19 protein-coding genes and 1 pseudogene are annotated in these 20,023 nt (G+C 67.5%); 9 read left to right on the plus strand and 11 right to left on the minus strand.

Annotated elements, in window-relative coordinates; all coding sequences use genetic code 11:
* Window positions 1-28: 28 nt before the first annotated feature.
* From ABZT12_RS20390 to ABZT12_RS20400, 3 genes are all read left to right on the plus strand, one after another.
* Window positions 29-805 carry an ABC transporter permease gene (locus tag ABZT12_RS20390; protein ID WP_356386296.1) on the plus strand — a complete coding sequence of 259 codons (777 nt, stop codon included), beginning with the start codon at window positions 29-31 and terminating at the stop codon, window positions 803-805.
* Window positions 806-887: 82 nt separating this feature from the next.
* On the plus strand, window positions 888-1,880 hold the full coding sequence (locus ABZT12_RS20395) for an ABC transporter ATP-binding protein (protein ID WP_356386299.1): 993 nt from the start codon (window positions 888-890) through the stop codon (window positions 1,878-1,880).
* A 33-nt stretch (window positions 1,881-1,913) separates the two neighbouring features.
* Window positions 1,914-2,822 (plus strand): DUF1707 domain-containing protein, encoded by a 909-nt coding sequence (locus ABZT12_RS20400; protein ID WP_356386109.1) that lies wholly within the window; start codon window positions 1,914-1,916, stop codon window positions 2,820-2,822.
* Between the two features lie 27 nt (window positions 2,823-2,849).
* Here ABZT12_RS20400 and ABZT12_RS20405 read toward each other — a convergent pair whose 3' ends face one another.
* A complete protein-coding gene (locus ABZT12_RS20405; RefSeq protein ID WP_356386112.1) occupies window positions 2,850-4,187 on the minus strand; it encodes an SGNH/GDSL hydrolase family protein in 1,338 nt (445 codons plus the stop codon).
* Between the two features lie 212 nt (window positions 4,188-4,399).
* Between ABZT12_RS20405 and ABZT12_RS20410 the strand changes: the two genes are divergently transcribed.
* The 3 genes from ABZT12_RS20410 (at window position 4,400) to ABZT12_RS20420 (ending at window position 7,798) form a co-directional block, all read left to right on the plus strand.
* The gene (locus tag ABZT12_RS20410; protein ID WP_356386115.1) at window positions 4,400-5,710 is read left to right on the plus strand and encodes a DUF445 domain-containing protein; all 1,311 of its coding nucleotides are present in this window, start codon (window positions 4,400-4,402) and stop codon (window positions 5,708-5,710) included.
* A gap of 63 nt (window positions 5,711-5,773) precedes the next feature.
* Window positions 5,774-7,264, plus strand: coding sequence for an MFS transporter (locus tag ABZT12_RS20415; RefSeq protein ID WP_356386118.1), 1,491 nt, complete (start codon window positions 5,774-5,776; stop codon window positions 7,262-7,264).
* 111 nt (window positions 7,265-7,375) lie between these two features.
* Complete coding sequence (locus ABZT12_RS20420) at window positions 7,376-7,798, plus strand: hypothetical protein (protein ID WP_356386121.1); 423 nt, start codon at window positions 7,376-7,378, stop codon at window positions 7,796-7,798.
* A gap of 67 nt (window positions 7,799-7,865) precedes the next feature.
* Here ABZT12_RS20420 and ABZT12_RS20425 read toward each other — a convergent pair whose 3' ends face one another.
* Entirely contained in the window at window positions 7,866-8,168 is a 303-nt protein-coding gene (locus ABZT12_RS20425; RefSeq protein WP_356386124.1) for a hypothetical protein, read from the minus strand.
* A gap of 158 nt (window positions 8,169-8,326) precedes the next feature.
* Window positions 8,327-9,433 (minus strand): serine hydrolase domain-containing protein, encoded by a 1,107-nt coding sequence (locus ABZT12_RS20430; protein WP_356386127.1) that lies wholly within the window; start codon window positions 9,431-9,433, stop codon window positions 8,327-8,329.
* Between the two features lie 175 nt (window positions 9,434-9,608).
* On the opposite strand from ABZT12_RS20430, the gene ABZT12_RS20435 reads away from it, so the two are divergent.
* A complete protein-coding gene (locus tag ABZT12_RS20435; protein ID WP_356386130.1) occupies window positions 9,609-10,211 on the plus strand; it encodes a nitroreductase family protein in 603 nt (200 codons plus the stop codon).
* A 17-nt stretch (window positions 10,212-10,228) separates the two neighbouring features.
* Here ABZT12_RS20435 and ABZT12_RS20440 read toward each other — a convergent pair whose 3' ends face one another.
* From ABZT12_RS20440 to ABZT12_RS20465, 6 genes and pseudogenes are all read right to left on the minus strand, one after another.
* Window positions 10,229-10,639 (minus strand): hypothetical protein, encoded by a 411-nt coding sequence (locus ABZT12_RS20440; RefSeq protein ID WP_356386133.1) that lies wholly within the window; start codon window positions 10,637-10,639, stop codon window positions 10,229-10,231.
* Window positions 10,640-10,688: 49 nt separating this feature from the next.
* Complete coding sequence (locus tag ABZT12_RS20445) at window positions 10,689-11,126, minus strand: hypothetical protein (RefSeq protein ID WP_356386136.1); 438 nt, start codon at window positions 11,124-11,126, stop codon at window positions 10,689-10,691.
* 246 nt (window positions 11,127-11,372) lie between these two features.
* Window positions 11,373-12,220 (minus strand): annotated as a pseudogene (locus tag ABZT12_RS20450) (helix-turn-helix transcriptional regulator).
* Window positions 12,217-12,957 carry a DUF6879 family protein gene (locus ABZT12_RS20455; RefSeq protein WP_356386139.1) on the minus strand — a complete coding sequence of 247 codons (741 nt, stop codon included), beginning with the start codon at window positions 12,955-12,957 and terminating at the stop codon, window positions 12,217-12,219. The pseudogene ABZT12_RS20450 and the gene ABZT12_RS20455 overlap by 4 nt, the downstream one beginning before the upstream one ends.
* A gap of 186 nt (window positions 12,958-13,143) precedes the next feature.
* A complete protein-coding gene (locus tag ABZT12_RS20460) occupies window positions 13,144-13,308 on the minus strand; it encodes a DUF397 domain-containing protein (protein ID WP_356386142.1) in 165 nt (54 codons plus the stop codon).
* A gap of 22 nt (window positions 13,309-13,330) precedes the next feature.
* Window positions 13,331-14,188, minus strand: a complete 858-nt coding sequence (locus ABZT12_RS20465; protein ID WP_356386145.1) for a helix-turn-helix transcriptional regulator — start codon at window positions 14,186-14,188, stop codon at window positions 13,331-13,333.
* A 239-nt stretch (window positions 14,189-14,427) separates the two neighbouring features.
* Between ABZT12_RS20465 and ABZT12_RS20470 the strand changes: the two genes are divergently transcribed.
* On the plus strand, window positions 14,428-15,051 hold the full coding sequence (locus tag ABZT12_RS20470) for an ATP-binding protein (protein ID WP_356386148.1): 624 nt from the start codon (window positions 14,428-14,430) through the stop codon (window positions 15,049-15,051).
* A gap of 19 nt (window positions 15,052-15,070) precedes the next feature.
* On the opposite strand, the gene ABZT12_RS20475 is transcribed toward ABZT12_RS20470, so the two are convergent.
* Window positions 15,071-16,105, minus strand: a complete 1,035-nt coding sequence (locus tag ABZT12_RS20475) for a hypothetical protein (protein ID WP_356386151.1) — start codon at window positions 16,103-16,105, stop codon at window positions 15,071-15,073.
* Between the two features lie 101 nt (window positions 16,106-16,206).
* On the opposite strand from ABZT12_RS20475, the gene ABZT12_RS20480 reads away from it, so the two are divergent.
* Window positions 16,207-16,782 carry a hypothetical protein gene (locus tag ABZT12_RS20480; protein WP_356386154.1) on the plus strand — a complete coding sequence of 192 codons (576 nt, stop codon included), beginning with the start codon at window positions 16,207-16,209 and terminating at the stop codon, window positions 16,780-16,782.
* Here the strand turns inward: ABZT12_RS20480 and ABZT12_RS20485 are convergent.
* Entirely contained in the window at window positions 16,779-19,928 is a 3,150-nt protein-coding gene (locus ABZT12_RS20485) for a DUF3427 domain-containing protein (RefSeq protein WP_356386157.1), read from the minus strand. The genes ABZT12_RS20480 and ABZT12_RS20485 overlap by 4 nt on opposite strands.
* Between the last annotated feature and the right edge of the window lie 95 nt (window positions 19,929-20,023).

A 20,023-nucleotide genomic window follows, 5' to 3' on the forward strand; every position in this document is an offset into this window, starting at 1 on the left:
GGTGGCGGACGGGTTGCGGGCGTACCGGATGATCGCGGCGATGTGGATCCGCTCCACGATGGCGTACCGGACGTCGTTCGCGTTGACGACGGTCGCGAACTTCGCGGTGACCGGGCTGGACTTCGTGGCGATCCTGCTGATGTTCTCCCGGGTCGATGCGCTGGGCGGCTGGCCGTTGCCCCAAGTGGCGTTCCTGTACGGCCTGTCGAGCGTCGCGTTCGGTCTGGCGGACCTGGCGATCGGCTCGATGGACCGGTTGGGGACGCGGGTGCGGGACGGCACGCTGGACACGCTGCTGGTGCGTCCGGCGCCGGTTCTGGCGCAGGTGGCGGCCGACCGGTTCGGGCTGCGCAGGCTGGGCCGGGTGACGCAGGGGACGCTGGTCCTCGGCTACGCGCTGGCCACCGCCGGCATCCAATGGTCGTTCCTGAAGGCGCTGTTGATGCCGGTGATGGTGGTGAGCGGCGGGCTGATCTTCTGCGCGGTGTTCGTGGCGGGGGCGGCGTTCCAGTTCGTGGCGCTGGACGCCTCGGAGGTGCAGAACGCGTTCACGTACGGGGGGACGACGTTGTTGCAGTACCCGCCGACCGTGTTCGGGCGGGAGTTGGTGCGCGGGGTGACGTTCGTGCTGCCGCTGGCCTTCGTCAACTGGGTGCCGGCCGCCTATGTGCTGGGGCGGCCGTATCCGCTGGGGCTGCCGGGGTGGACGGCGTTCGCGTCGCCGCTGGTGGCGGTGGGGTGCTGTGCGCTGGCGGGGCTGGCGTGGCGGGCCGGGCTTCGTTCGTACCGGAGTACAGGGAGTTAGCGCGATGGACACAGGCGCAGGCACAGGCACGGAAGCAGGCACAGGCACGGAAGCAGGCACGGGCGCCGGCGCACGCACGGGCATGGGCTCCGACGCGGAGTTCGTGCTTCTCGACGGGGTCGAGAAGGTCTTCGACGTGCGCAGGAAGACCGGTTTCCTGAAGCGGGAGCGGCGGCAGGTGCGGGCGGTCGACTCGATCTCGTTCGCCGTGGCGCGCGGGGAGATGGTCGGCTACATCGGGCCGAACGGTGCCGGGAAGTCGACCACCATCAAGATGCTGACCGGCATCCTGACGCCGAGCGGCGGCCGGCTGCGGGTCGCGGGCATCGATCCGTCCCGGGAGCGCAGGCGGCTGGCGCACCGGATCGGCGTGGTGTTCGGGCAGCGTACGACGCTGTGGTGGGACCTGCCGCTGATCGACTCCTACCGGTTGGTGCACCGCATGTACCGCGTTCCTGACGCCCGTTACGCCGAGAACCTCGACCGCTGTGTCGAACTCCTCGAACTGGGGCCCCTGTTGGATGTGCCGGTGCGGCAGCTCTCGCTCGGGCAGCGGATGCGCGGTGACATCGCGGCGGCGCTGCTGCACGACCCGGAGGTGCTGTACCTGGACGAGCCGACGATCGGCCTCGACGTCGTCTCCAAGGCCAGGGTCCGCTCGTTCCTGCGGGATCTGAACTCCGAGCGGGGCACCACGGTGCTGCTCACCACGCACGACCTCCAGGACATCGAGCAGCTCTGCTCCCGGGTGATGGTGATCGACCACGGTCGCCTGATCTACGACGGTGCCCTCGCCGGGCTGCACGAGGCGGGGGAGAGCGAGCGGACCCTGGTGGTGGACCTGGAGCGGGAACTGCCGCCGGTCGAGGTGGCGGGCGCGCGGGTGGTGCGGGTGGAGGGGCCGCGCCAGTGGCTGGCGTTCCCGGCGTCGGCGTCGGCGGCGCCGCTGGTGGCGCGGATCGCGGCGGAGTACCCGTTGGTGGATCTGTCGGTGCGGGAGCCGGACATCGAGGCGGTGATCGCCAGGATGTACGGCGAGCAGGGCCGGGCCGAGGCAGGGGAGGCGGTCTCGTAGCCCCGGGCCGGGGGAACTCGTAGGCTGCTGGGTATGACCGACGACGCAGTTCCGGAGCTTCGCGCATCCGACGCCGATCGTGAACGAGTCACCGAGATCCTGCGCGACGCGGTCGCCGAGGGCCGGCTCGACATGGAGGAGTTCGAGGAGCGGCTGGAGGCGACGTACAAGGCGCGTACCTACGCCGAGTTGACTCCCATCACCCGGGACCTGCCGGCCGCCGGGTCGGCCCCGCTGCCGCCGGCGAACCCGGTGAACATGACCAAACCGCCTGCGGGTGACGGGAGTTGGGCGGGGCGGATCGTCGGTGGCGACGGTTCGTCGTCGGGTGCGGTGGCGATCATGTCCGGGTTCCAGCGCAGGGGCCGCTGGACCGTGCCGAAGCGGTTCACCTGTTTCGCCTTCTGGGGTGGTGGTGAACTCGACCTGCGTGAGGCGGACTTCGCGGACCACGAGGTCGAGATCAACTGTGTCGCGATCATGGGCGGGGTGCAGATCGTGGTGCCGCCGGGTGTGGAGGTCGTGGTGCGCGGCATCGGCGTCATGGGCGGTTTCGACCACCGGCAGGCGGGGGTTCCGGGTGAGCCGGGTGCCCCGCGCGTCATCGTCTCGGGCTTCGCCTTCTGGGGCGGGGTCGGCGTGGAGCGGAAGCAGACCCGGGCCGAGCGGCAGCGGCTGAAGGAGCAGCGGCGCCAGGAGAAACGGGAACGGGGTTCCTCGGCACGGGAGTTGCGCGGCTCCCGGCATGACCTGCTGGGCGGCCTGGACGGCCTGGGCGGTCTGCACGGTGACCGTCGGGAGGAGTTGGAGGAGCACCTGGACGCGCTGGAGGAGCACCGGGACGCGATGCGCCGGCGTCACGAGGAGCGCCGGGAGCGTCACGAGGAGCGCCGCGAGCGGCACCGGGACCGGCGGGAGCGCCGCCGGGGGGACTGGGACTGAGGCGGGTCCCAATCCCCCTGGTCCGGTTCAGAGTTCGGCGAACGCCGAGCCCTTCAGATCGGTGAGGTCGAAGACGGTGGCCATCCGCCGGTATCCCCGGTCGCTGGGGTGGAGGTGGTCGCCCGAGTCGTACGCGGCGCGCAGTCGGCCCGGGTCGTAGGGGTCGCGCAGGGCCCGGTCGAAGTCGACGACGGTGTCGTACACGCCGCCGCTTCTGATGCGGGCGTTGACCTGCTGTCGTACGGTCTCGCGGGCGGCGCTCCAGCCGCGGTGGCCGCCGAAGGGCATCAGGGTGGCGCCGACGACCTTGAGGCCGTGGGCGTGGGCCTCGCGGACCAGGGTGCGCAGGCCGGCCACGATCCCGTCGGGGTCGGCGAGTCGCGGGTTGCGCAGGATGTCGTTGACGCCGAGGTCGATGACGACGACCTTGACGTTGGTCCGGCCGAGCACGTCCCGGCCGAAGCGGCCGAGTCCGCTCTGGTTCTCGGCGGGGCGGCCGGTGCCGTCGGCGAGTACCTGGTTGCCGCTGATGCCCTCGTTGACGACGCTGTAGCGGGGCAGGTCCTGTCCGGCGTGGACCGCGGCGCGCAGTCGTGCCGAAAGCACGTCGGGCCAGCGGTGGTTGGCGCCGACGGTCGAGGTGATGCCGTCGGTGATGGAGTCGCCGAAGACGACGACCGTTCCGTCGGCGTCGTCGCTCAGCAGGTCGAGGGCGGTCAAGTAGCGCCAGTACTGGGTCTGTTGGGTGTAGGGCGTGCCGGTCGCGTCCTCGGTGCGGTCGCCGTCGGCCAGGTAGGAGACCTGGCGGCCGTGCGGGTGGTAGGTGACGGGTCCGGACTCGGTGGGGGAATAGGTGGTCACCAACACGTCGGCACCCTGCGGGACTTGAAGGCGTACGGCGTCGCTGACCACCTGCTGTCCGGCCGGCACGGTGACCGTGGTGGAGCCGCCGAAGGTCAGCCGGCGCAGGGTCCCGCCGGCCGCCGCGGCGGTTCCGCCGGTGGCGGCGAGGGCGATCGTGGCGTGGGTGAGGACGAGCGGTTCCTGGCCGTAGAGGTTGGAGAGGGTGATCCGGGCGCTGGTTCCGCCGACGCCGGTGTGGACGACGTTGCGCACCGAGCGGTCCGCCAGGCCGGCCGGCTCGGTGCCGGGTTCGGCGCCCACCGGGGACGCGGACCAGGCCCCGACCCAGGTGCCGGTCGAGACCGGGGCGGCGGAGTGGCGGGTGGCGCTGGGTCCGGCGAGGGTGTCGGCGGGGCCTGTGCTGCCGTCGTCGGCGGTGACACCGACGTGGATGGCGAGGGACAGGGCCACGACGAGGGTGATGATCGCGGACAGCAGGGCACCACCATGACGCTTGGTCATGCGGGGCGGTTCTCCTCGAACGAAGGGGAGCCCGAAGCTCCGGTGTGATGATCCCCATGATGGGTCATGAGGGTGTCGATGATGGAGTCAGGGACTGACAGGCCCCTGCCACAGTTCTCCCTCGTCCGGACAGACGCCGGGAACTCCTGTTCCGTTCCGGGAGTCGGTCAGGAAGGGACAATGTGTACGGGACCGGCGAACGGGTGGAGCGAATGGAACGTACGAGCACGGGCACGGGGAGCGGTACCGACCACCGCGCGATGACCACGTTCAGCGCCGCCGACGAGGAGAAACGGCGCGGGGTGCGGCGGATGAAGCTCACCGCGAGCGGCCTCCTCCTCTTCGTGGCGGTGGTCTACGTCCTGGCGAAATGGGCTTCCCACGCGGGCGCGGGCTCCTGGGCTGGCTATGTGGCCGCCGCCGCCGAAGCGGGCATGGTCGGCGCGATGGCGGACTGGTTCGCGGTCACCGCCCTCTTCCGTCACCCGCTCGGGCTGCCCATTCCGCACACGGCAATCATCCCCAAGAAGAAGGACCAGCTCGGTATCTCGCTCGGCGAGTTCGTCGGCGAGAACTTCCTCTCCGAGGACGTCGTACGGGAGCGGCTGCGCGCCGTCGGCATCGGCAGCCGGCTCGGCCTCTGGCTCGCCGACCCCGCGCACGCGGACCGGGTCACGGCCGAGCTGGCGGCGGCCCTGCGCGGCGCCCTCACCGTCCTGCGGGACTCCGACGTCCAGGCGGTGGTCGGCGAGGCGATCACCCGCCGGGCCGACGTCAAGGAGATCGGGCCCGGCCTCGGCAAGATGCTGGAGAGGATCGTCGGCGACGGCGGTCACCGGCGGATCGTCGACCTGGTCGTCACCCGCGCGCACGACTGGCTCGTCCTCCACGACGAGCAGGTCATGGTCGCGGTCCAGGGCGGCGCGCCCGGCTGGACCCCGCGGTTCGTCGACAAGAAGGTCGGCGAGCGCGTCTACCGGGAGCTGCTCCGCTTCGTCACCGAGATGCGGGACATGCCCTCGCACCCGGCGCGCGGCGCCCTCGACCGCTTCCTCCACGACTTCGCCTCCGACCTCCAGTCCGACACCGACACCCGGGCCCGGATCGAACGCCTCAAGGGCGAGGTCCTCGGCCGCGGCGAGGTCCAGGACCTGATCGCCTCCGCGTGGACCGCCGTACGGTCGATGATCGTCTCGGCGGCCGAGGACGAGCGCAGCGAACTGCGGCTGCGGGTAAGGGCGTCGCTGCTCTCCCTCGGCTCCCGGATGGCGGCGGAGCCCAAGCTCCAGGCGAAGATCGACGGTTGGGTGGAGGGCGCGGCGGTCTACGTCGTCACCACCTACCGCACGGAGATCACCTCCCTGATCACGGACACGGTGGCCGGCTGGGACGCGGAGCACACCACGAAGAAGATCGAGGCGAACATCGGCCGCGACCTGCAGTTCATCCGCATCAACGGAACGGTGGTGGGGTCACTGGCGGGGCTGCTGATCTACACGGTGTCGCGGGCGCTGGGCGCGTAGCGCGGAGCTTGACCCGCTGGATCCGGGGCACCTGTTCGGCGTTCGTTCGTCGAGGAGGGACCTATGCCAGAAGTCAGCGCCGACGCCCCGGCAGGGGCCGGCGGCCGTACCGTCACCACGAACATTCCCGCCCGCCTGGACCGCCTCCCGTGGTCGCGCTGGCACTGGACGATCGTGATCGGTCTCGGCACGGTGTGGATCCTGGACGGCCTGGAGGTCACGGTCGTCGGCAACATCGCCGGCCGCCTCTCGGAGCCGGGCAGCGGGCTGGCGATCAGCTCCGGGCAGGTCACCGGCATCGCCGCCGCGCTGTACGTGGCCGGCGCCTGTGTCGGCGCGCTCTTCTGGGGCCACCTCACCGACCGGTTCGGCCGCAAGAAGCTGTTCATGATCACCCTCGCGGTCTACCTCGCCGCCACCGCCCTGACCGCGTTCTCCTTCCAGAGCTGGTGGTTCTTCGCCTTCCGCTTCCTCACCGGCTTCGGCATCGGCGGCGAGTACGCGGCCATCAACTCCGCGATCGACGAGCTGATCCCGTCCAACCACCGCGGCCGGGTCGACCTCATCATCAACGGCAGCTTCTGGGTCGGCGCGATCTTCGGCTCGCTGCTCTCGATCGTCGCGCTGAACACGGACATCTTCGCCGCGGACGTCGGCTGGCGGCTGACCTTCGCCCTGGGCGTCGTCCTCGGCCTGGTCATCCTCCTCGTCCGCCGCAACGTCCCGGAGAGCCCACGCTGGCTGCTGATCCACGGCAGGGAGCGGGAGGCGGAGGAAGTGGTCTCCTCGATCGAGCGGACGATCGAGACGCAGACCGGCCAGACCCTGCCGCGCCCCGAAGGTGAACTCACCATCCAGCAGCGCGAGTTGGTGACCTTCAGGGAGATCGCCCGCACCCTCTTCTCGGACTACCGCAAGCGCTCCGTGCTCGGCTTCTCCCTCTTCATCGGCCAGGCGTTCCTCTACAACGCGATCACCTTCGGCTTCGGCGCCATCCTGACCAAGTTCTTCGACGTGCCGACCGGCAACACCGGCTACTACTTCGCCGTCATCGCGGTCGGCAACTTCATGGGTCCGCTGCTGCTCGGCCGGTTCTTCGACACGGTCGGACGCCGGGTGATGATCTCCTCGACGTACCTGCTCTCCGGCGTGCTGCTGTTCGGCACGGCCTGGCTCTTCGAGCAGGGCTCGCTGAGCGCGACCACCCTGACGGCGTGCTGGTGCGCGGTGCTCTTCTTCGCCTCGGCGGGCGCCTCCAGCGCCTATCTGACGGTGTCGGAGATCTTCCCGATGGAGACCCGCGCCATGTCGATCGCCTTCTTCTACGCCCTCGGCACCGCGGCCGGCGGCATCAGCGGCCCGCTGATCTTCGCCGACCTCACCAGCACCGGCAAGGTCGGCGACACGGTCCTCGCCTTCCAGATCGGCGCGGGCCTGATGTGCGCGGCCGGCCTGGTCGCGGCGCTGCTCGCGGTCCGCGCGGAACGCCGCTCGCTGGAGGACATCGCGGCCCCGCTCAGCGCGGTCCCGAACAAGGCGCCGGCGCAGGCGTAGCCGTAGCCCCGGTCCGGGCGGCGGCGCGGAGACACCCGTCCAGCGGGACACCCGTCCATCTGAGTACGCGTACTCTGTCGCCGCCGCCTCGCACGGACAACCCTCGTACGCATGACCGAGAAGCTGTTGAGTCCGCTGCGCACCCGCCCCTGGCCGGAACGCTGGCTGACCCGCGCGCTCGGCGCCGCCGTCGCGTCGGCCGCGTACCTCGTCTGCGGCCCGCTGACGGGCGCGTCCGCCGCGGGCGCGCTCGTCCTCCTGCTGATCCTGCTGCCCCTCGCGGCCTACGTCGGCCACCGCGACGACCTGGCCTGGCCCCTGCTCCAGGTCGCCCTGCCCCCGGCCGCGTTCATGTACGACAGCGTTCCGGCCGCCTACGCGAACTGGCCCGACGACACCGTACGGCCCCTCCAGTGGGCCTTCGCCACCCTGGTGATCGCGACGGCGGTGCTCGTGGCGGCGACGGTGGGGCGCAGGCTCCGCCCCCGCGCGGAGGACTCCACGGACGGCCTGCTGACCGCCCCCCGACCGTGACGCGCCGGTACGCCCGGGACCTTCTGACACGCCCGTACGGAACAGCCCCCGAGGGTGACTCGGTGACTCAGGCGTGCCGGTCGGCGACCGCCCACGACGCCAGCGCCACCGCTCCGGCGACACCGAACACGGCCGGCCAGGCGCCGACCTTCTTGGCCAGCGGGTGGGACCCGGCGAAGGCGGCGACGTAGGCGACGCTCAGCGCACCCGCCGCCCGGCCGCCCGCCCGCTGCCGCCACTGCTGCGCCGCGGTGGCCCCGGCCACCGCCAGCACCACCCCGCCGAGCTGCCGCTTCCTCGTCCACCGGGCCACGCCGTAGCCGCCCACGAGCCCGCCCGCGGCGACCACCGCGCTGGGAACCTTCGCCATCGTCCTGCCTCCTGCACTCACCCGCGGCCGCCTCACCGCCACTGCCACCACCGCTACGGCTACCGCTCCAGCTTCTACGACCGAGGCTAACGCGCGGCTGCCACCGACCACCCGGCAGGTCCGGCGGTCACCTCATCACCCGCTCCCGGCAAGCGAGTTCAGGCGCCCAGCCCCTGGAGCCCGTCGTAGGCGGCCATCACGAGGTCGAGGCCGCGGCTGTCATCGCCGGGCTCGCGCATCTGGTTGGTGACGTACGCCACCGCCAGCCGGGCGTCCGGCTCGACCATGACCAGCGAACCGCCCCAGCCGCCCCAGCCGAAGGTGGTGCCGAACAGGCCGTAGCCCAGACCCCAGCGCATCGGCATGCCCAGGACCCGGTCCTCACCGGCGAACTGTTCCACCCGGGCCCGCTCGCACCCGGCCCGCGACAGCAGCCGCACCCCCCGCACGGTCCCGCCGCACGCCATCACCGACTGCACGAGCGCGACCGAACGGGCGTTGCCGAAGCCGCTCGCGGCGGGGATCTGGGCGCGCCGCCAGGCCACACTGTTCCCGTCGCGGACCCGCAGCCGGGTCCCGGCGCCGGACGACGCGGCCGGGCTCGGCGCGCTCGCGAGATAGTCCTCGTCCCGGGACGGCGGCGGCACCGCGAGCGCGACCCGGTGATCGTGCTCGGCGGTCAGCCCGATGCGGAAGTCCGCGCCGAGCGGACCGGTCACCTCGTCGGTGAGGACCTCGCCCACCGTGCGCCCGGTGATCCGCCGTACGACCTCGCCCACGAGGAAGCCCTGGGTGAGCGAGTGGTATCCGGCCGCGGTGCCCGGCTCCCAGCGCGGCGGGGTCGCGGCGAGTCGTGCCGTGGCGGCCGGCCAGTCGTAGAGCTCCTCGACGGGCCCTTCCCAGTCGGGCAGACCGGCGGTGTGGGCGAGCACATGCCGTACCAGCACGCGCTCCTTGCCCTCGGCCGCGAACTCGGGCCAGTACCGCGCGACCGGCGCGTCCAGGTCCAGCTCCCCGCGGTCCGCCAGTACGAGTGCGCACAGCGCGGTCATCGTCTTGGTGACGGAGAAGACCCCGGCGATCGTGGAGCGCTCCCACGGGACCGTGCGCGCCGCGTCGGCGAAGCCGCCCCACACGTCCACCACCGGCTCACCGTCCACGAACACCGCCACCGAGCCGCCCACGTCCCCGGCGTCGAGCAACGCCGCCAGCGCGGTGGGCACAGCTGCGAACAGTTCGTCGTACGCACCCTGAATCTCGGCCATGCGCGCAACGTAGCCCCCGCCGCACAGGCCCGGTCAACTCAATTTCCACACAGCGGAGTTGGGGCCGCCGAGTCCGGAAGTGGCTGGAACTCCCGTGTGCGCAAGCCCGGTTGTCGGATCACCGACCCTGCAACACCTCCCGGCAACCGCCCGGTTACTGGCAAAATCTGCGGTCATGGAATTCTCCGAGGTAGTCCGCCGTCGGCGCATGATCCGCCACTACTCCGACAAGCCGCTGACCGAGGAGGCGATCGAACGCGTCCTCGCCTCCGCCCTACGAGCCCCCTCGGCCGGCTTCTCCCAGGGCTGGGCCTTCCTCGCCCTGACCGACCCCGCCGACCGCGCCCGCTTCTGGCCGTTCGTCCCCACCCGGGTCGAGTCCACCCCCACCATGCAGAACGCCCCCCTGGTCGTCGTCCCCCTGGCCCACAAGGCGGCCTACCTGGAGCGCTACGCCGAACCCGACAAGGGCTGGGAGGACCGCGCCGAGGCCCGCTGGCCCGCACCGTACTGGTACATCGACACCGGAATGGCCGCCCTCCTGATGCTCCTGACAGCGGTCGACGAGGGCCTCGACGCCTGCTTCTTCGGCATCATGCCGGAGCAACTCCCGTCCTTCTGCCAGGAGTTCGGAGTCCCGGACGAGTACGCCCCGATCGGCGGCATCACGGTCGGCTACCGCGCGGAGGACACCCCGCCCCAGACAGCCCGGGTCACGGAGCGCCGCCGGAACGCGAACGAGGTCATTCACCGCGGGAGTTGGGGACGGCACTCCTGAACCGGCACGGTCAGACCTCACCCCCGGCGCCCGGCGGCACGCCGGCCGGCACCGGACCGGGAATCGGGCAGCGTGATACGGCCGGTGAACAGGAAGTCGTGATTGACGTAGCTCCCGTCGAGACCGAAACGGCGCCTGATGTACGCGGTCCACGTCGCGTACGGCAGGTCGGTGTACCCGGCGACCACGCGGGCGCGGCTCGCCTGGGTGAGGATCCACCGGGCCTGGTCCGCGTCCCGGCCACGACCACCGAGGTCGCGCGCCAGCCGCCACAACTCCTCCCCGTCACCCAGCGCATCGACCACAGCGACCAGCCCGATGTCACCGAGGCCGCGGGCGTCACTGGACTGGCTGGTGTAGGCGAGGGTGAGAGCGCCGAGGGGAAAGACGGTGACGCGACTGGTCGCCGTCAACTCGGTCAGGAACACGGCGCGGTCCGTTCTGGCGGGGTGGCGGCGGCCCGCCCCACCGGCTCGGTCAGCAACAGGGCCCGTCGCCGCAGCAGGCGGGCGGGTTGCACTCGGCCGCCGTACCCCACAACCGCTCGTCGACCTCGAAGCCGGCCGCGCGAATCCTCCCGACCACGTCCGTCATCAGCCCGCGCGTGCGGGCCTTGCTGTTCGGCCGATGGTGCAGGAAGTAACCGAACTGCCGCACACACCAGTCGGCGTACCACTCGGTGTGCAGGACGAGGGTGTGCCAGCCGGGATCGACGAGCCGCGAGGGAGCCATGTCGGCACCCGCACCGCTGGAACCCATGACGTGGACCAGGGCGAGCGCCTGATCAACGACACGATCAGCGACGCACCGCTCCATCCCGTACTCATCGGCACAGAAGGCGCCGAGCATGTCGAACTCGGCTGCGGAGATGAGGGATCGGCGGGTGCGGGTGCGGGTGGTGACGGCGGCCTTCATCACGAGGGCCTGTGCTGTGGTGCGGTCGCGCGGGCCTACCGTTGAACGTACGAGGAGCGCCCCGAGTGAGGGAGTATCGGTCGCGTCGGCTGTCGGGGGAGAGATGGCGGCATGGGCCGTCATCCATGGGCCTTCACAGAGAGCGGGCTTTGTGACCATGCCCAGGACGGTAGGGGCCGCGATTGCGCCAGCGGAGGGTGATTGCGCGTAATTGCGCAGGCCGCGGAAGGGCTTGCCGCGAATTGCCTACAGACGGTCCAGGGAAGCCCTGGCGCGGCCGATCAACCGGCGTGCCGTGGTCCCGTGTGCAGCCGATTCGGCGAGCCAGTCCCAAGCTCGCTCATACAGCTGGATGTCTTCCTCGCCGGTGAGCCACAGTTCTTCGCTGATGGTCTCGACGATGACCAGTCCGCGATCGTAGATCCAGAAGGCGTGCGGTGCCGTGCGGCGCAATTGCGCACCGAAGGGGAGGACTCCGAGCTCGATCCTGCGTTGGCCCACAAGGTTGTACAGGCGGTCCAGTTGCTCGGCCATGACGTCCGCTGGGCATGAGCGGTGGTAGAGGGCGGCTTCGCAGACTAGGAAGTTGAAGGTTTTTTCAGGGTCGTACAACGACTCCTGACGCCGCATACGCGCCTCTACGGCCGCCTCGGTGGTCGGCGGATGCCTCGGAACTCCGCGTTGCGATCAAAGATCACACGGGCGTACTCGGGCGTCTGGAACAGCCCTGGAACTCGGGAAACCTCAAGACCCCGGATCGCCGTCGTCGCCTCGGTCTGCCGGACAGCGATCTCCTGACGGCCTCGGTGTCCGCCGGCCAACTGGCGTCGCCAGGAACGGTGCCGTTGCTTCAACTCCAACCCGGCACGCAGCCCCTGGAGTTCTCTCTCGGTGTCGGACCGACCGCAGGCCTGGGCCCATGATGTCAGGTCGGACATGGTCGGGGTCTGCTTGCCGTTCTGCAACCGGGAGATCTTTGAAGGCTGCCAACCCAATCTGGCTGCGAGATCCTTGCCTTCCAGACCGGCCTCGGCGCGCAGTTCGCGCAACCGCGCGCCGAGGGCTTCTCTCGCGGTCTGATAGTCCGTGCTCACACCGTGGAACGTACCCGCCTAGCGAACTCTTCGGTTCGGACGGCGTGATGCCAAGCGGCGTCACGTGCCTGGCAGGCGGCGAGGACTTCGGCCGGGTCCTCGGTGACGTACACACCCAGCGTGGTGTCCTCGTCGTCGAAAGCGAAACGGACCAGAACCCGAGAGTCGAAGAGCCAGAAGTCGTGTTCGGGAAGCCGTAGTTCCTGAGCACGAGCGCGGATCAGGAGGCGGATGTCCTCGCCTGCCGCGATGTTGCTGGGCGCACTCGCCAGGAGGAACTTCTGTCCCTTACTGGGTGGTTCATCGGCCACGCGTACACGCTCGAATCGCTTACCCAGTGCGGTCTGCGCGCGGACGTTCTCACGCCAGGTGTTGTCCGGTCCGCAGGCGATGTCCTCACCCGCGAGAAACCGTGGCCACTTCGGGGAGTTGCGGTCGGAGGCGTAGCCGCGACGTGTCTCCAGGCGCCAAGCGGTGTGCTTGAAATCGCGGAACAGGTGGGAGACCGAGGCGAACGGCTGGAGTTCAGGAGGGCCGGTCCTCGGAGCGTAACGGGTCAGCAAGCTGCGAGGCACTCGGACGAACGTCTCGGACTCCTTGACGTCCCGCAACTGGGCGAGGTGCTCCGGTTCGCTCTCCCGCTCGCCCTGGACGAGGATCTCGTCCGTTCCCTCGATGTCGTAGAGAGTCGGGCAGTCACCGTCGTCGCTGGTCGTCCCGATGAACCTGAGCGTCATGTCATTCTCCGTCGCGCTGGCTGGAGCTTCAGGATGCGTGCGCCGATAAGGGGTGGCCCGACGATTGCGGCGGATTGCGCGAGCGGGCCATGCCCTCGGAGTTGCGCGCAACTAGCCAGTACTGCGGCTGCTCAGGCCGGGTGAACCACCCGCCCGGTGACCTCTACGGAGCGGTGCGGGAGGGACTCATGCCTTGAGGGCCTCCAGGAAGGCACCCCAGGCTCCGCCGCGAACAGCGAGAACTGGACCCTCCGTCCCCTTGGAGTCGCGCACCAACGCCCGCTCGTCGGTCAGCGCGCACTCCACACACTCACCCCCGGCACCGTTGCTGTACGAGGATGTGAACCACATCGGACGGCCGTAACTACTGGACTCAACAACGCTCATTTGCGTATTCCTTCAGAACCGATTTGATCAACTGGGCCGAGCGCGGAGGGCTCAGCGCTGCGGCCCGCAAGCCGTCGAAGGCCCTCGTGTACTCACGCACATGATGCTCGCCCTCCAGGTACACAGCATCGGTGATGCCGTCCCGGTAGACCAGGTCCGGATCCTCTGGGGCCGGAAACCCCAGCATGGTGAAGGCGCCGGTGGCCGGATACGTGCCGGCGTCGAAGGGCAAGACCTGCAAGGTGACGCAGGCCAACAGGACCGACTCAAGGACGCGTTCCAGTTGCTCGCGCATCAGAGCCCGGTCACCGATGATGTGGCGCAGAGCGCCCTCACTGACGATGAACCAGGCGTCCGGTGCATCGGAGCGGGTCAGCATGGCCTGGCGCTCCATGCGTACGCGCACCGCCCTGTCGATGTCCTCAGTAGACATGTGAGCTCCGGTTTTGTGGAGTTCACCGGTGTAGGCCTCGGTCTGTAGGAGGCCGGGGATCAACTCGCACTGGTACTGGCGGAATGTGGAAGCGTCCTGCTCCAACCCGATGTAAATGTTGAACCACTCCGGGACACCGGCGCCGTGCACCTGCCACCAACCACGCGTCCTTGCCTCCCGGGCCAGTGACTTGAGGAACTCGCGTAGTTCGTCAGTGGTGCCGTAGAACCGACACAGGGCATCAATGTCCGACGGTTGGACCCGGCCGCTGCCCGTCTCCATGCGGTTGACCTTGGAACCACTCCAGTCCAGGGCTTGCCCGACCTGCGCGCAGGTGGCTGCGCGACTCTCTCGGAGCTTCTTCAGCTCGATCGAGAGACGACGACGGCGTGCTGTCGGTGAACCGGCCATCTCAACCCTCTCAACCATCCGTGCAGTAGCGGGGGTTCAGTCTCGCGCCACGGCCCCCGCCTGCCAATCACTCGTTCGTGGGAATCCCTTCCTGCACATTGCAGGAAGGGATAGGCGCGAGTCATCCTGAGGCAATCCCGCGACAGAACGTGAGGATCCGTAACACTCTGCTTGGCGGCCTCGGGCCCGGGCGGAGAGGGCGCGCGATGAGAGAGGTCCTCATGGTTCAGGAACCGTGTATGTCCCGGCGGCCCTGGGAACTGGCCTTCACAGCCGAACCCGAGGAAGTAGGCGCCCTGCGCCGCATTATGAGGCTGCACCTGGGGATGTGGGGGCTGCATGACGTCATGGACGAAGCGCAGCTGTGTGTCAGCGAGTTGGTGTCCAACGTCATCACACACGTCGGCGTCGGCACCCCGGCCACGCTCATGGTTTCCATGAAGCAGACGCATTTGCGCATCGAGGTCCACGACCCGGACACGCGGGCCCTGCCCGCCCTCGTTGACGCGAGTTTTGATGCCGAGGGCGGACGGGGCCTGGCCCTCGTCGCTGCGGTCACCGACCGCTGGGGTGTTCTGCTCCGCCCAGATCGCAAGGTGACTTGGTGCGAACTGGTGACGGGGCTCAGCACCCCGAATGGGCACGTTGCTTGTCCTGGCGTTAAGCGCGCTGAAGTACTGCTGGGCCTGTATGCAGGACGGCAGATCCCAGTCGATTTTGCTGCAAGCAGACTGGGCTCAACAAGCGCGGAGGAGGCGGCAATTGGCTTGGTTGTGGACCTACTCCACTGGTTTCGGGCGCACGGCTGCGATTCCGATGAGCTCATCGACCGCGCTCAACGGCACTTTGAGGCCCAGGCGTAGCAAGCAGGTCGAAGCCCGTTCAGGCAGGCACAGGACAGTCGAAACAGCGGGCGGAGCGCTGAGCGTCGGCAAAGGTCGAAGTGTCTCTCTCGAACTGCGAGAAGCCGCCGCTGTCGTTGCGGTACACCAGGCCGATCCCATGTTCGGCGAGCAGGTCGCGGAGATCCTCGCGAGGGAGGGCTGGCGCGAGCACCATGAGGTGGAAGGGCTGCGCTTGGTTGAGGCCCCTCAAGTGGTTACGCGCAAGCAGTAGTTGAGCAAGGGCCTGGGTAATCGACTCGCTGGCCGCGCTGCCTACCGGCTCGTACACGGTGTTGTTCGTTTCGTTGAAGAGCTCGAATATGAGCCGGGTTGTCGAGTCGCGCATCGATAACTCCATTTGACCGATGGTCTCTCCGGCTGCGGACTCGACTTCCTCAAAGCTGTCCGCCAGGTCATCTCGGGTTTCTGCCACCTGGTTGACAGCGGTTCGCGGCAAGCGCTGGCGTCTCTGGCGTCGGACTGCTCGGGTTATTCGCCCTGCGGTCCGATTGAATCGAGACTGCGGTGCGGGTGCAGGCAGGAGCGTGTCGGACGCCTCTCGGATGTGAAGGCCGATGGGGCGCAGGCGGAAGACGATGACGTTGCGGTCGAGGCCCAGCTCGTCTTTGGCCTGCCGCATCTCGAATGGCGTCCGCTCGTCAATCTTGAACTTCCCGATGTACCTGTGGGTCCTTGTGTCGGTTCCGGGTACTTTGCCCACAGCGATAAATAAGTGCAGGGTGCGCCCTTTGTCTAAATGCTCCAGGATCGATGCGTTTCCACCCTTGAAGACCTGGTCGCCCTGTTTTCCGACTCCGGTGTAGGTGAATATGGGCCCGAGGTCGTCCTCTTCGGCGAGCCATCCGTCGCTATACCCGTAGCGATTGCCGATCTCGCTGTCCGAGAAAATGAGAACGTTCTGCTTCTCCACCGCTGGGCAGATCCCGGCGTACCTGCTTCCGCCGAGCACGGGGTGGATTTCGTCACGTGTCAGGATGTCGCCGGGTTGGAACCCGGACGTGCTCGTTGTCATGTACCGAGGTTAGTGTGTGCACGTTGCCTGGGGAGGAGCAGGAGGCATAGGTCGCCTAGCGGGACGTTGTGGTCGCTTCTGGCGCAGGTGAAGATGGTGCCATGAGTGAGACGACGGGGACGATCATCGCGAGCCTCATCGCTTTCGTATCGGCCATCATCGGAGCGGTGATCGCCGGCATATACGCCAAGCGTGGAGCTGAGGTCGGCGGTCGTAAAGCAGTTGAGGCAGCGCTGGCACAAGTGCACGGCGAGGCCGCGGCGGAACATTGGCAGTGGGTGCGAAGCCAGCGCCATCAGTCCTTTGCGGCCCTCCTTGTGGCTTATGCCGCATTCGATGAGGTGCTCGTACGCGTCATGCCTGAGGTGCGCAATGGAGGCAGGCTGGATGAGGCGACAGGTCGCGAGCTAAGGGAGCGCACATTGTCGCTCCAGAATAAAACGAGTGAATTGGCACTCTGGGGACCGCGTGAAGCGAGCGGGTTGGCCTATGCCTTAACTCAAAAGGCAACGGATGCGGTAGGTGCCCTGCTGCGAGCGTCCCCCGCAAGCTCCACACATCCGAACGCAGACTGGTCCAGCGCTGAGCGGGCTAGAGGCGAGATGGCTGCGGCCTACGCCGGATTTTTACAGAGGGCTGGAGAGATCATTCGGGATCCCCGCCAGCCGCTTAGCTAGCCAGGGGTGATGGCCGAGTACGACCACACGTCGGCGGGCAACTCATGGTGTAGCTGCCAGGTAATTGCCATCGGCTTGCTCCCTTCGTGCTGCGCATAGGTTGCTGGGCCGAGCAGCATCCAAGGTTGAGCCTTGCCGATGTCTGTGTCCTTGTAACGCCGCATGAACAGCAGTACGTGGCTGCCGAGTTGCTGGTGGTGCTGGTAGCGCAGACCTGTGGGAGAGGTCTCCGCCGTAGTGCTCTGCGACTCCCAGTGGAAGAGAGAAGGACTCACTGCGTAGTCCTTATATCGGACGCTTGGTGAGAAGTCCTTCTCGTTCTTTTCGAGGGTGATGAGCAGAGCATCTGTCTTATGCGGCTCATCCCACAGGACGCCTTGAGCGAAGGAACCAGGCATCTGTCCACCAAGGCGGGCCACGCCAAGGGCGGCCAAGATTTCTGAGCGGTTGTACGCGCTGTGGACCTTCAGGGGGAGCTGCGCATGCGGACCCTCAAGCGCGATGGGGAAGTGGTCGGCATAGCCCATCACGTGGTCGAGTACTTGCCGTAGTTCACTGCGAAGGGCGCGCTGCTCTCGGAGTGAGTCCAGTCCTTCGGCATAGGAGTTGAAACCACCGGCCTTGTCCCACAGGTTGAAGAAAAGCATGCGTGCGTACGTCTTGTCCCTCGGCGCGAGAGCCTCGTAGGTCGGGGCGTCATCACTCAGTAGGCGCGTGTACGTCTCAGCCCGTTCGAGGTCATCGACGTGAAGGAACGCGTGCACGCGCTTCAACAGGTCCTCTTCGCCGGCCTGTTCAGGAAGGTCAGCCAGTCCGGACCGGCGTAGGACCGTCGTCCATGAGTTACTCGACTTGTACAACTCCTTGATCTCGCGGCGACTTTCGCGAAGGTAGTCAGCGAGGAGCGGAGTCTTGAAGGCCCTGACTTCCTTGGCGAGGCTCTGTACGTTCGCCTTGAGTTGGGTCCGGATGTTGTCCAGTACGAGATCCTTGGATTTTCCTTCAAGGATGATTTGACAACCGGACGGCAGCAGAGGGAAGTCGTGCTCGGCGTGGTCAAGAAGCCGATTGCGTGACAGGTTCGTCATGGCACGGAACTGTTCTTCGAACCGGAACTCGGCGCGATGTTGTCCAATAAAGTCGAGCACAGTCAGCACGGGCTTGTCCGGCGTGCGGCGCAGGCCTCGACCGAGTTGCTGAAGGAACACAGTGGCGCTGTTCGTCGGACGAAGGAGCAGCAGCGTGTCGACGTCAGGAATGTCCAAGCCCTCGTTGAACAGGTCCACGGAGAAGACGGCTTGGAGATCTCCTGCCTTGAGTTCAGAAAGTATCCGGTCACGCGTTTCGGGCCTCGACTCGCTGTCCAAGGCCGCAGCTTTCAGACCCGCTTCTTGAAAGCACTTCGCCATAAAATGAGCGTGCTTCCTGCTGACGCAGAACCCGAGCGCGCGCATCCTACTCGGGTCGGACACCTTGTCCCGCACCTGCTTGATGACGATGCGAGCCCGCGCATGGTCAGCGGAGAACAGCTCGCCGAGCTGACTCTGGTCGTACGTACCAGAACGCCAGTTGAGACGGGTGAGATCGGTGCCGTCTGGGACGCCGAAGTAGTGGAAGGGGCAGAGAAGGTCGTTGTCGAGGGCCTCCCACAGTCGCATCTCCGCGGCGATCCGCCCACCGAAGAATTCGTCCTGTACGTTGAGTCCATCGGCGCGCTCGGGAGTGGCGGTGAGACCAAGGAGTTGCTTCGGTTTGAAGTGGTTCAAAACCCGGCGATACGTCGTAGCAGTGGCGTGGTGGAACTCATCGACAACGATAATGTCAAAGTGTTCCGGGTCGAACTGGTCGAGTCGCTGATCGGTAAGCGATTGGACGCTGGCGAAGACATGCTTCCAATCGCGCGGTAGCTCCCCGCTGAAGAGCGTTTCGCCGAAAGATGCGTCGTCCAGTACCTCGCGGTATGTCCGCAGTGACTGCTTCAAGATCTCCTTGCGATGTGCCACGAAGAGCAGCGTGGGGTACTGCTTTCCGCCCCACTTCCTATGCAAGTTGCGGTAGTCCAGCGCGGCCATCACGGTTTTGCCTGTCCCAGTCGCGGCAACTAGCAGGTTCTGATGGTGGTCGCGGACTTCGCGCTCCACGTGCAACCGCTCAAGCATGTCCGCTTGATACGGATACGGTCGGACCTCAAGTCCTGAGAGGCTGATCTTGGTGTCGCGGCCAGAGATCGAGCCGCCTGCCACCCCCAGGGCTTCGTCCAGCTTTCGGGCATCGCGTGACGGGTCGTACGGCTCAAATGCCATGTCGTTCCAATAAGAATTGAAGCTGGCTGCAAACTTGGTCAGTACGGCGGGCGTTGCGACTGAAGACAGGCGTACGTTCCACTCCAGCCCGTCGAGGAGTGCGGCCTTGGAGAGATTGGAACTGCCCACGTACGCAGTGTCGAAGCCGCTCCGGCGGCGGAACAACCACGCCTTGGCGTGCAAGCGAGTTGAACGCGTCTCATAGTTGACCCGCACCTCGGCGCCGAAGTCCCGGACAAGACGATCGAGAGCATGTCGATCCGTGGCGCCCATGTACGTCGTCGTGATGACACGAATAGGTACACCGCGCGCGGCGGCTTCGCGGAGCGAGCTTTCGAGTACACGGAGGCCGTACCACTTCACGAAGGCGCAGAGCAGGTCGATGCGGTCTGCGGTAGCTAGCTCTGCCCGCAACTCCGTGCCGAGGCTGGGGTCTTCGGAGGCGTTTGTGATGAGTGCTGTCTCGGAGAGGGGAGTGAGCGGGCGCAAAGCGTAGGCCCCCGGCGCCTCTTGCTTGACAAGTGTGAGGAGTTGGCGAGGACCTTCAATGATGTTGCCTAGGGCCTCTGCCTCGCCGGGTGCGGACCCATCCGAGCCCAAGGACTCAAGGATGCGATTGGCAACGGCTACTTGGTCGCTTACCGGCAGTTGACTCAACCGGTCCCTGACGGCTTCACCAACGTACCGACTCAGCACGTGAGGAGCGGATTCGGTGCTGACCTCAGCATCGATGGCCTTCCAACCCGCAGCTTCGAACTGCTCCAGCTCAGCGCGTACGCTGCGGGTGATCAACTTCTCGTAAAGCCCCGCAATTGGCTCCAACCGGCCCCCCGGATCCGTCAACGGTGCTCCCCTTAACCCTCGTAACGCGCGTATACGATCGAGCGGATCGACCTAAACCTAGCGGTGGCGACTGGCTGGGCACTGCTTGCTCCGCG

The organism is Streptomyces sp. NPDC005423 (assembly GCF_040606415.1).
In the GTDB taxonomy this organism is placed as follows: Bacteria; Actinomycetota; Actinomycetes; order Streptomycetales; family Streptomycetaceae; genus Streptomyces.

Bases quoted from the DNA above. Each gene is read 5' to 3' on its own strand.
- ABZT12_RS20390 (WP_356386296.1), top strand. From the start codon at position 29: ATGATCGCGGCGATGTGGATCCGCTCCACGATGGCGTACCGGACGTCG.
- ABZT12_RS20395 (WP_356386299.1), top strand. From the start codon at position 888: ATGGGCTCCGACGCGGAGTTCGTGCTTCTCGACGGGGTCGAGAAGGTC.
- ABZT12_RS20400 (WP_356386109.1), top strand. From the start codon at position 1,914: ATGACCGACGACGCAGTTCCGGAGCTTCGCGCATCCGACGCCGATCGT.
- ABZT12_RS20405 (WP_356386112.1), bottom strand. From the start codon at position 4,187: ATGACCAAGCGTCATGGTGGTGCCCTGCTGTCCGCGATCATCACCCTC.
- ABZT12_RS20410 (WP_356386115.1), top strand. From the start codon at position 4,400: ATGGAACGTACGAGCACGGGCACGGGGAGCGGTACCGACCACCGCGCG.
- ABZT12_RS20415 (WP_356386118.1), top strand. From the start codon at position 5,774: ATGCCAGAAGTCAGCGCCGACGCCCCGGCAGGGGCCGGCGGCCGTACC.
- ABZT12_RS20420 (WP_356386121.1), top strand. From the start codon at position 7,376: ATGACCGAGAAGCTGTTGAGTCCGCTGCGCACCCGCCCCTGGCCGGAA.
- ABZT12_RS20425 (WP_356386124.1), bottom strand. From the start codon at position 8,168: ATGGCGAAGGTTCCCAGCGCGGTGGTCGCCGCGGGCGGGCTCGTGGGC.
- ABZT12_RS20430 (WP_356386127.1), bottom strand. From the start codon at position 9,433: ATGGCCGAGATTCAGGGTGCGTACGACGAACTGTTCGCAGCTGTGCCC.
- ABZT12_RS20435 (WP_356386130.1), top strand. From the start codon at position 9,609: ATGGAATTCTCCGAGGTAGTCCGCCGTCGGCGCATGATCCGCCACTAC.
- ABZT12_RS20445 (WP_356386136.1), bottom strand. From the start codon at position 11,126: ATGAAGGCCGCCGTCACCACCCGCACCCGCACCCGCCGATCCCTCATC.
- ABZT12_RS20455 (WP_356386139.1), bottom strand. From the start codon at position 12,957: ATGACGCTCAGGTTCATCGGGACGACCAGCGACGACGGTGACTGCCCG.
- ABZT12_RS20460 (WP_356386142.1), bottom strand. From the start codon at position 13,308: ATGTGGTTCACATCCTCGTACAGCAACGGTGCCGGGGGTGAGTGTGTG.
- ABZT12_RS20465 (WP_356386145.1), bottom strand. From the start codon at position 14,188: ATGGCCGGTTCACCGACAGCACGCCGTCGTCGTCTCTCGATCGAGCTG.
- ABZT12_RS20470 (WP_356386148.1), top strand. From the start codon at position 14,428: ATGTCCCGGCGGCCCTGGGAACTGGCCTTCACAGCCGAACCCGAGGAA.
- ABZT12_RS20475 (WP_356386151.1), bottom strand. From the start codon at position 16,105: ATGACAACGAGCACGTCCGGGTTCCAACCCGGCGACATCCTGACACGT.
- ABZT12_RS20480 (WP_356386154.1), top strand. From the start codon at position 16,207: ATGAGTGAGACGACGGGGACGATCATCGCGAGCCTCATCGCTTTCGTA.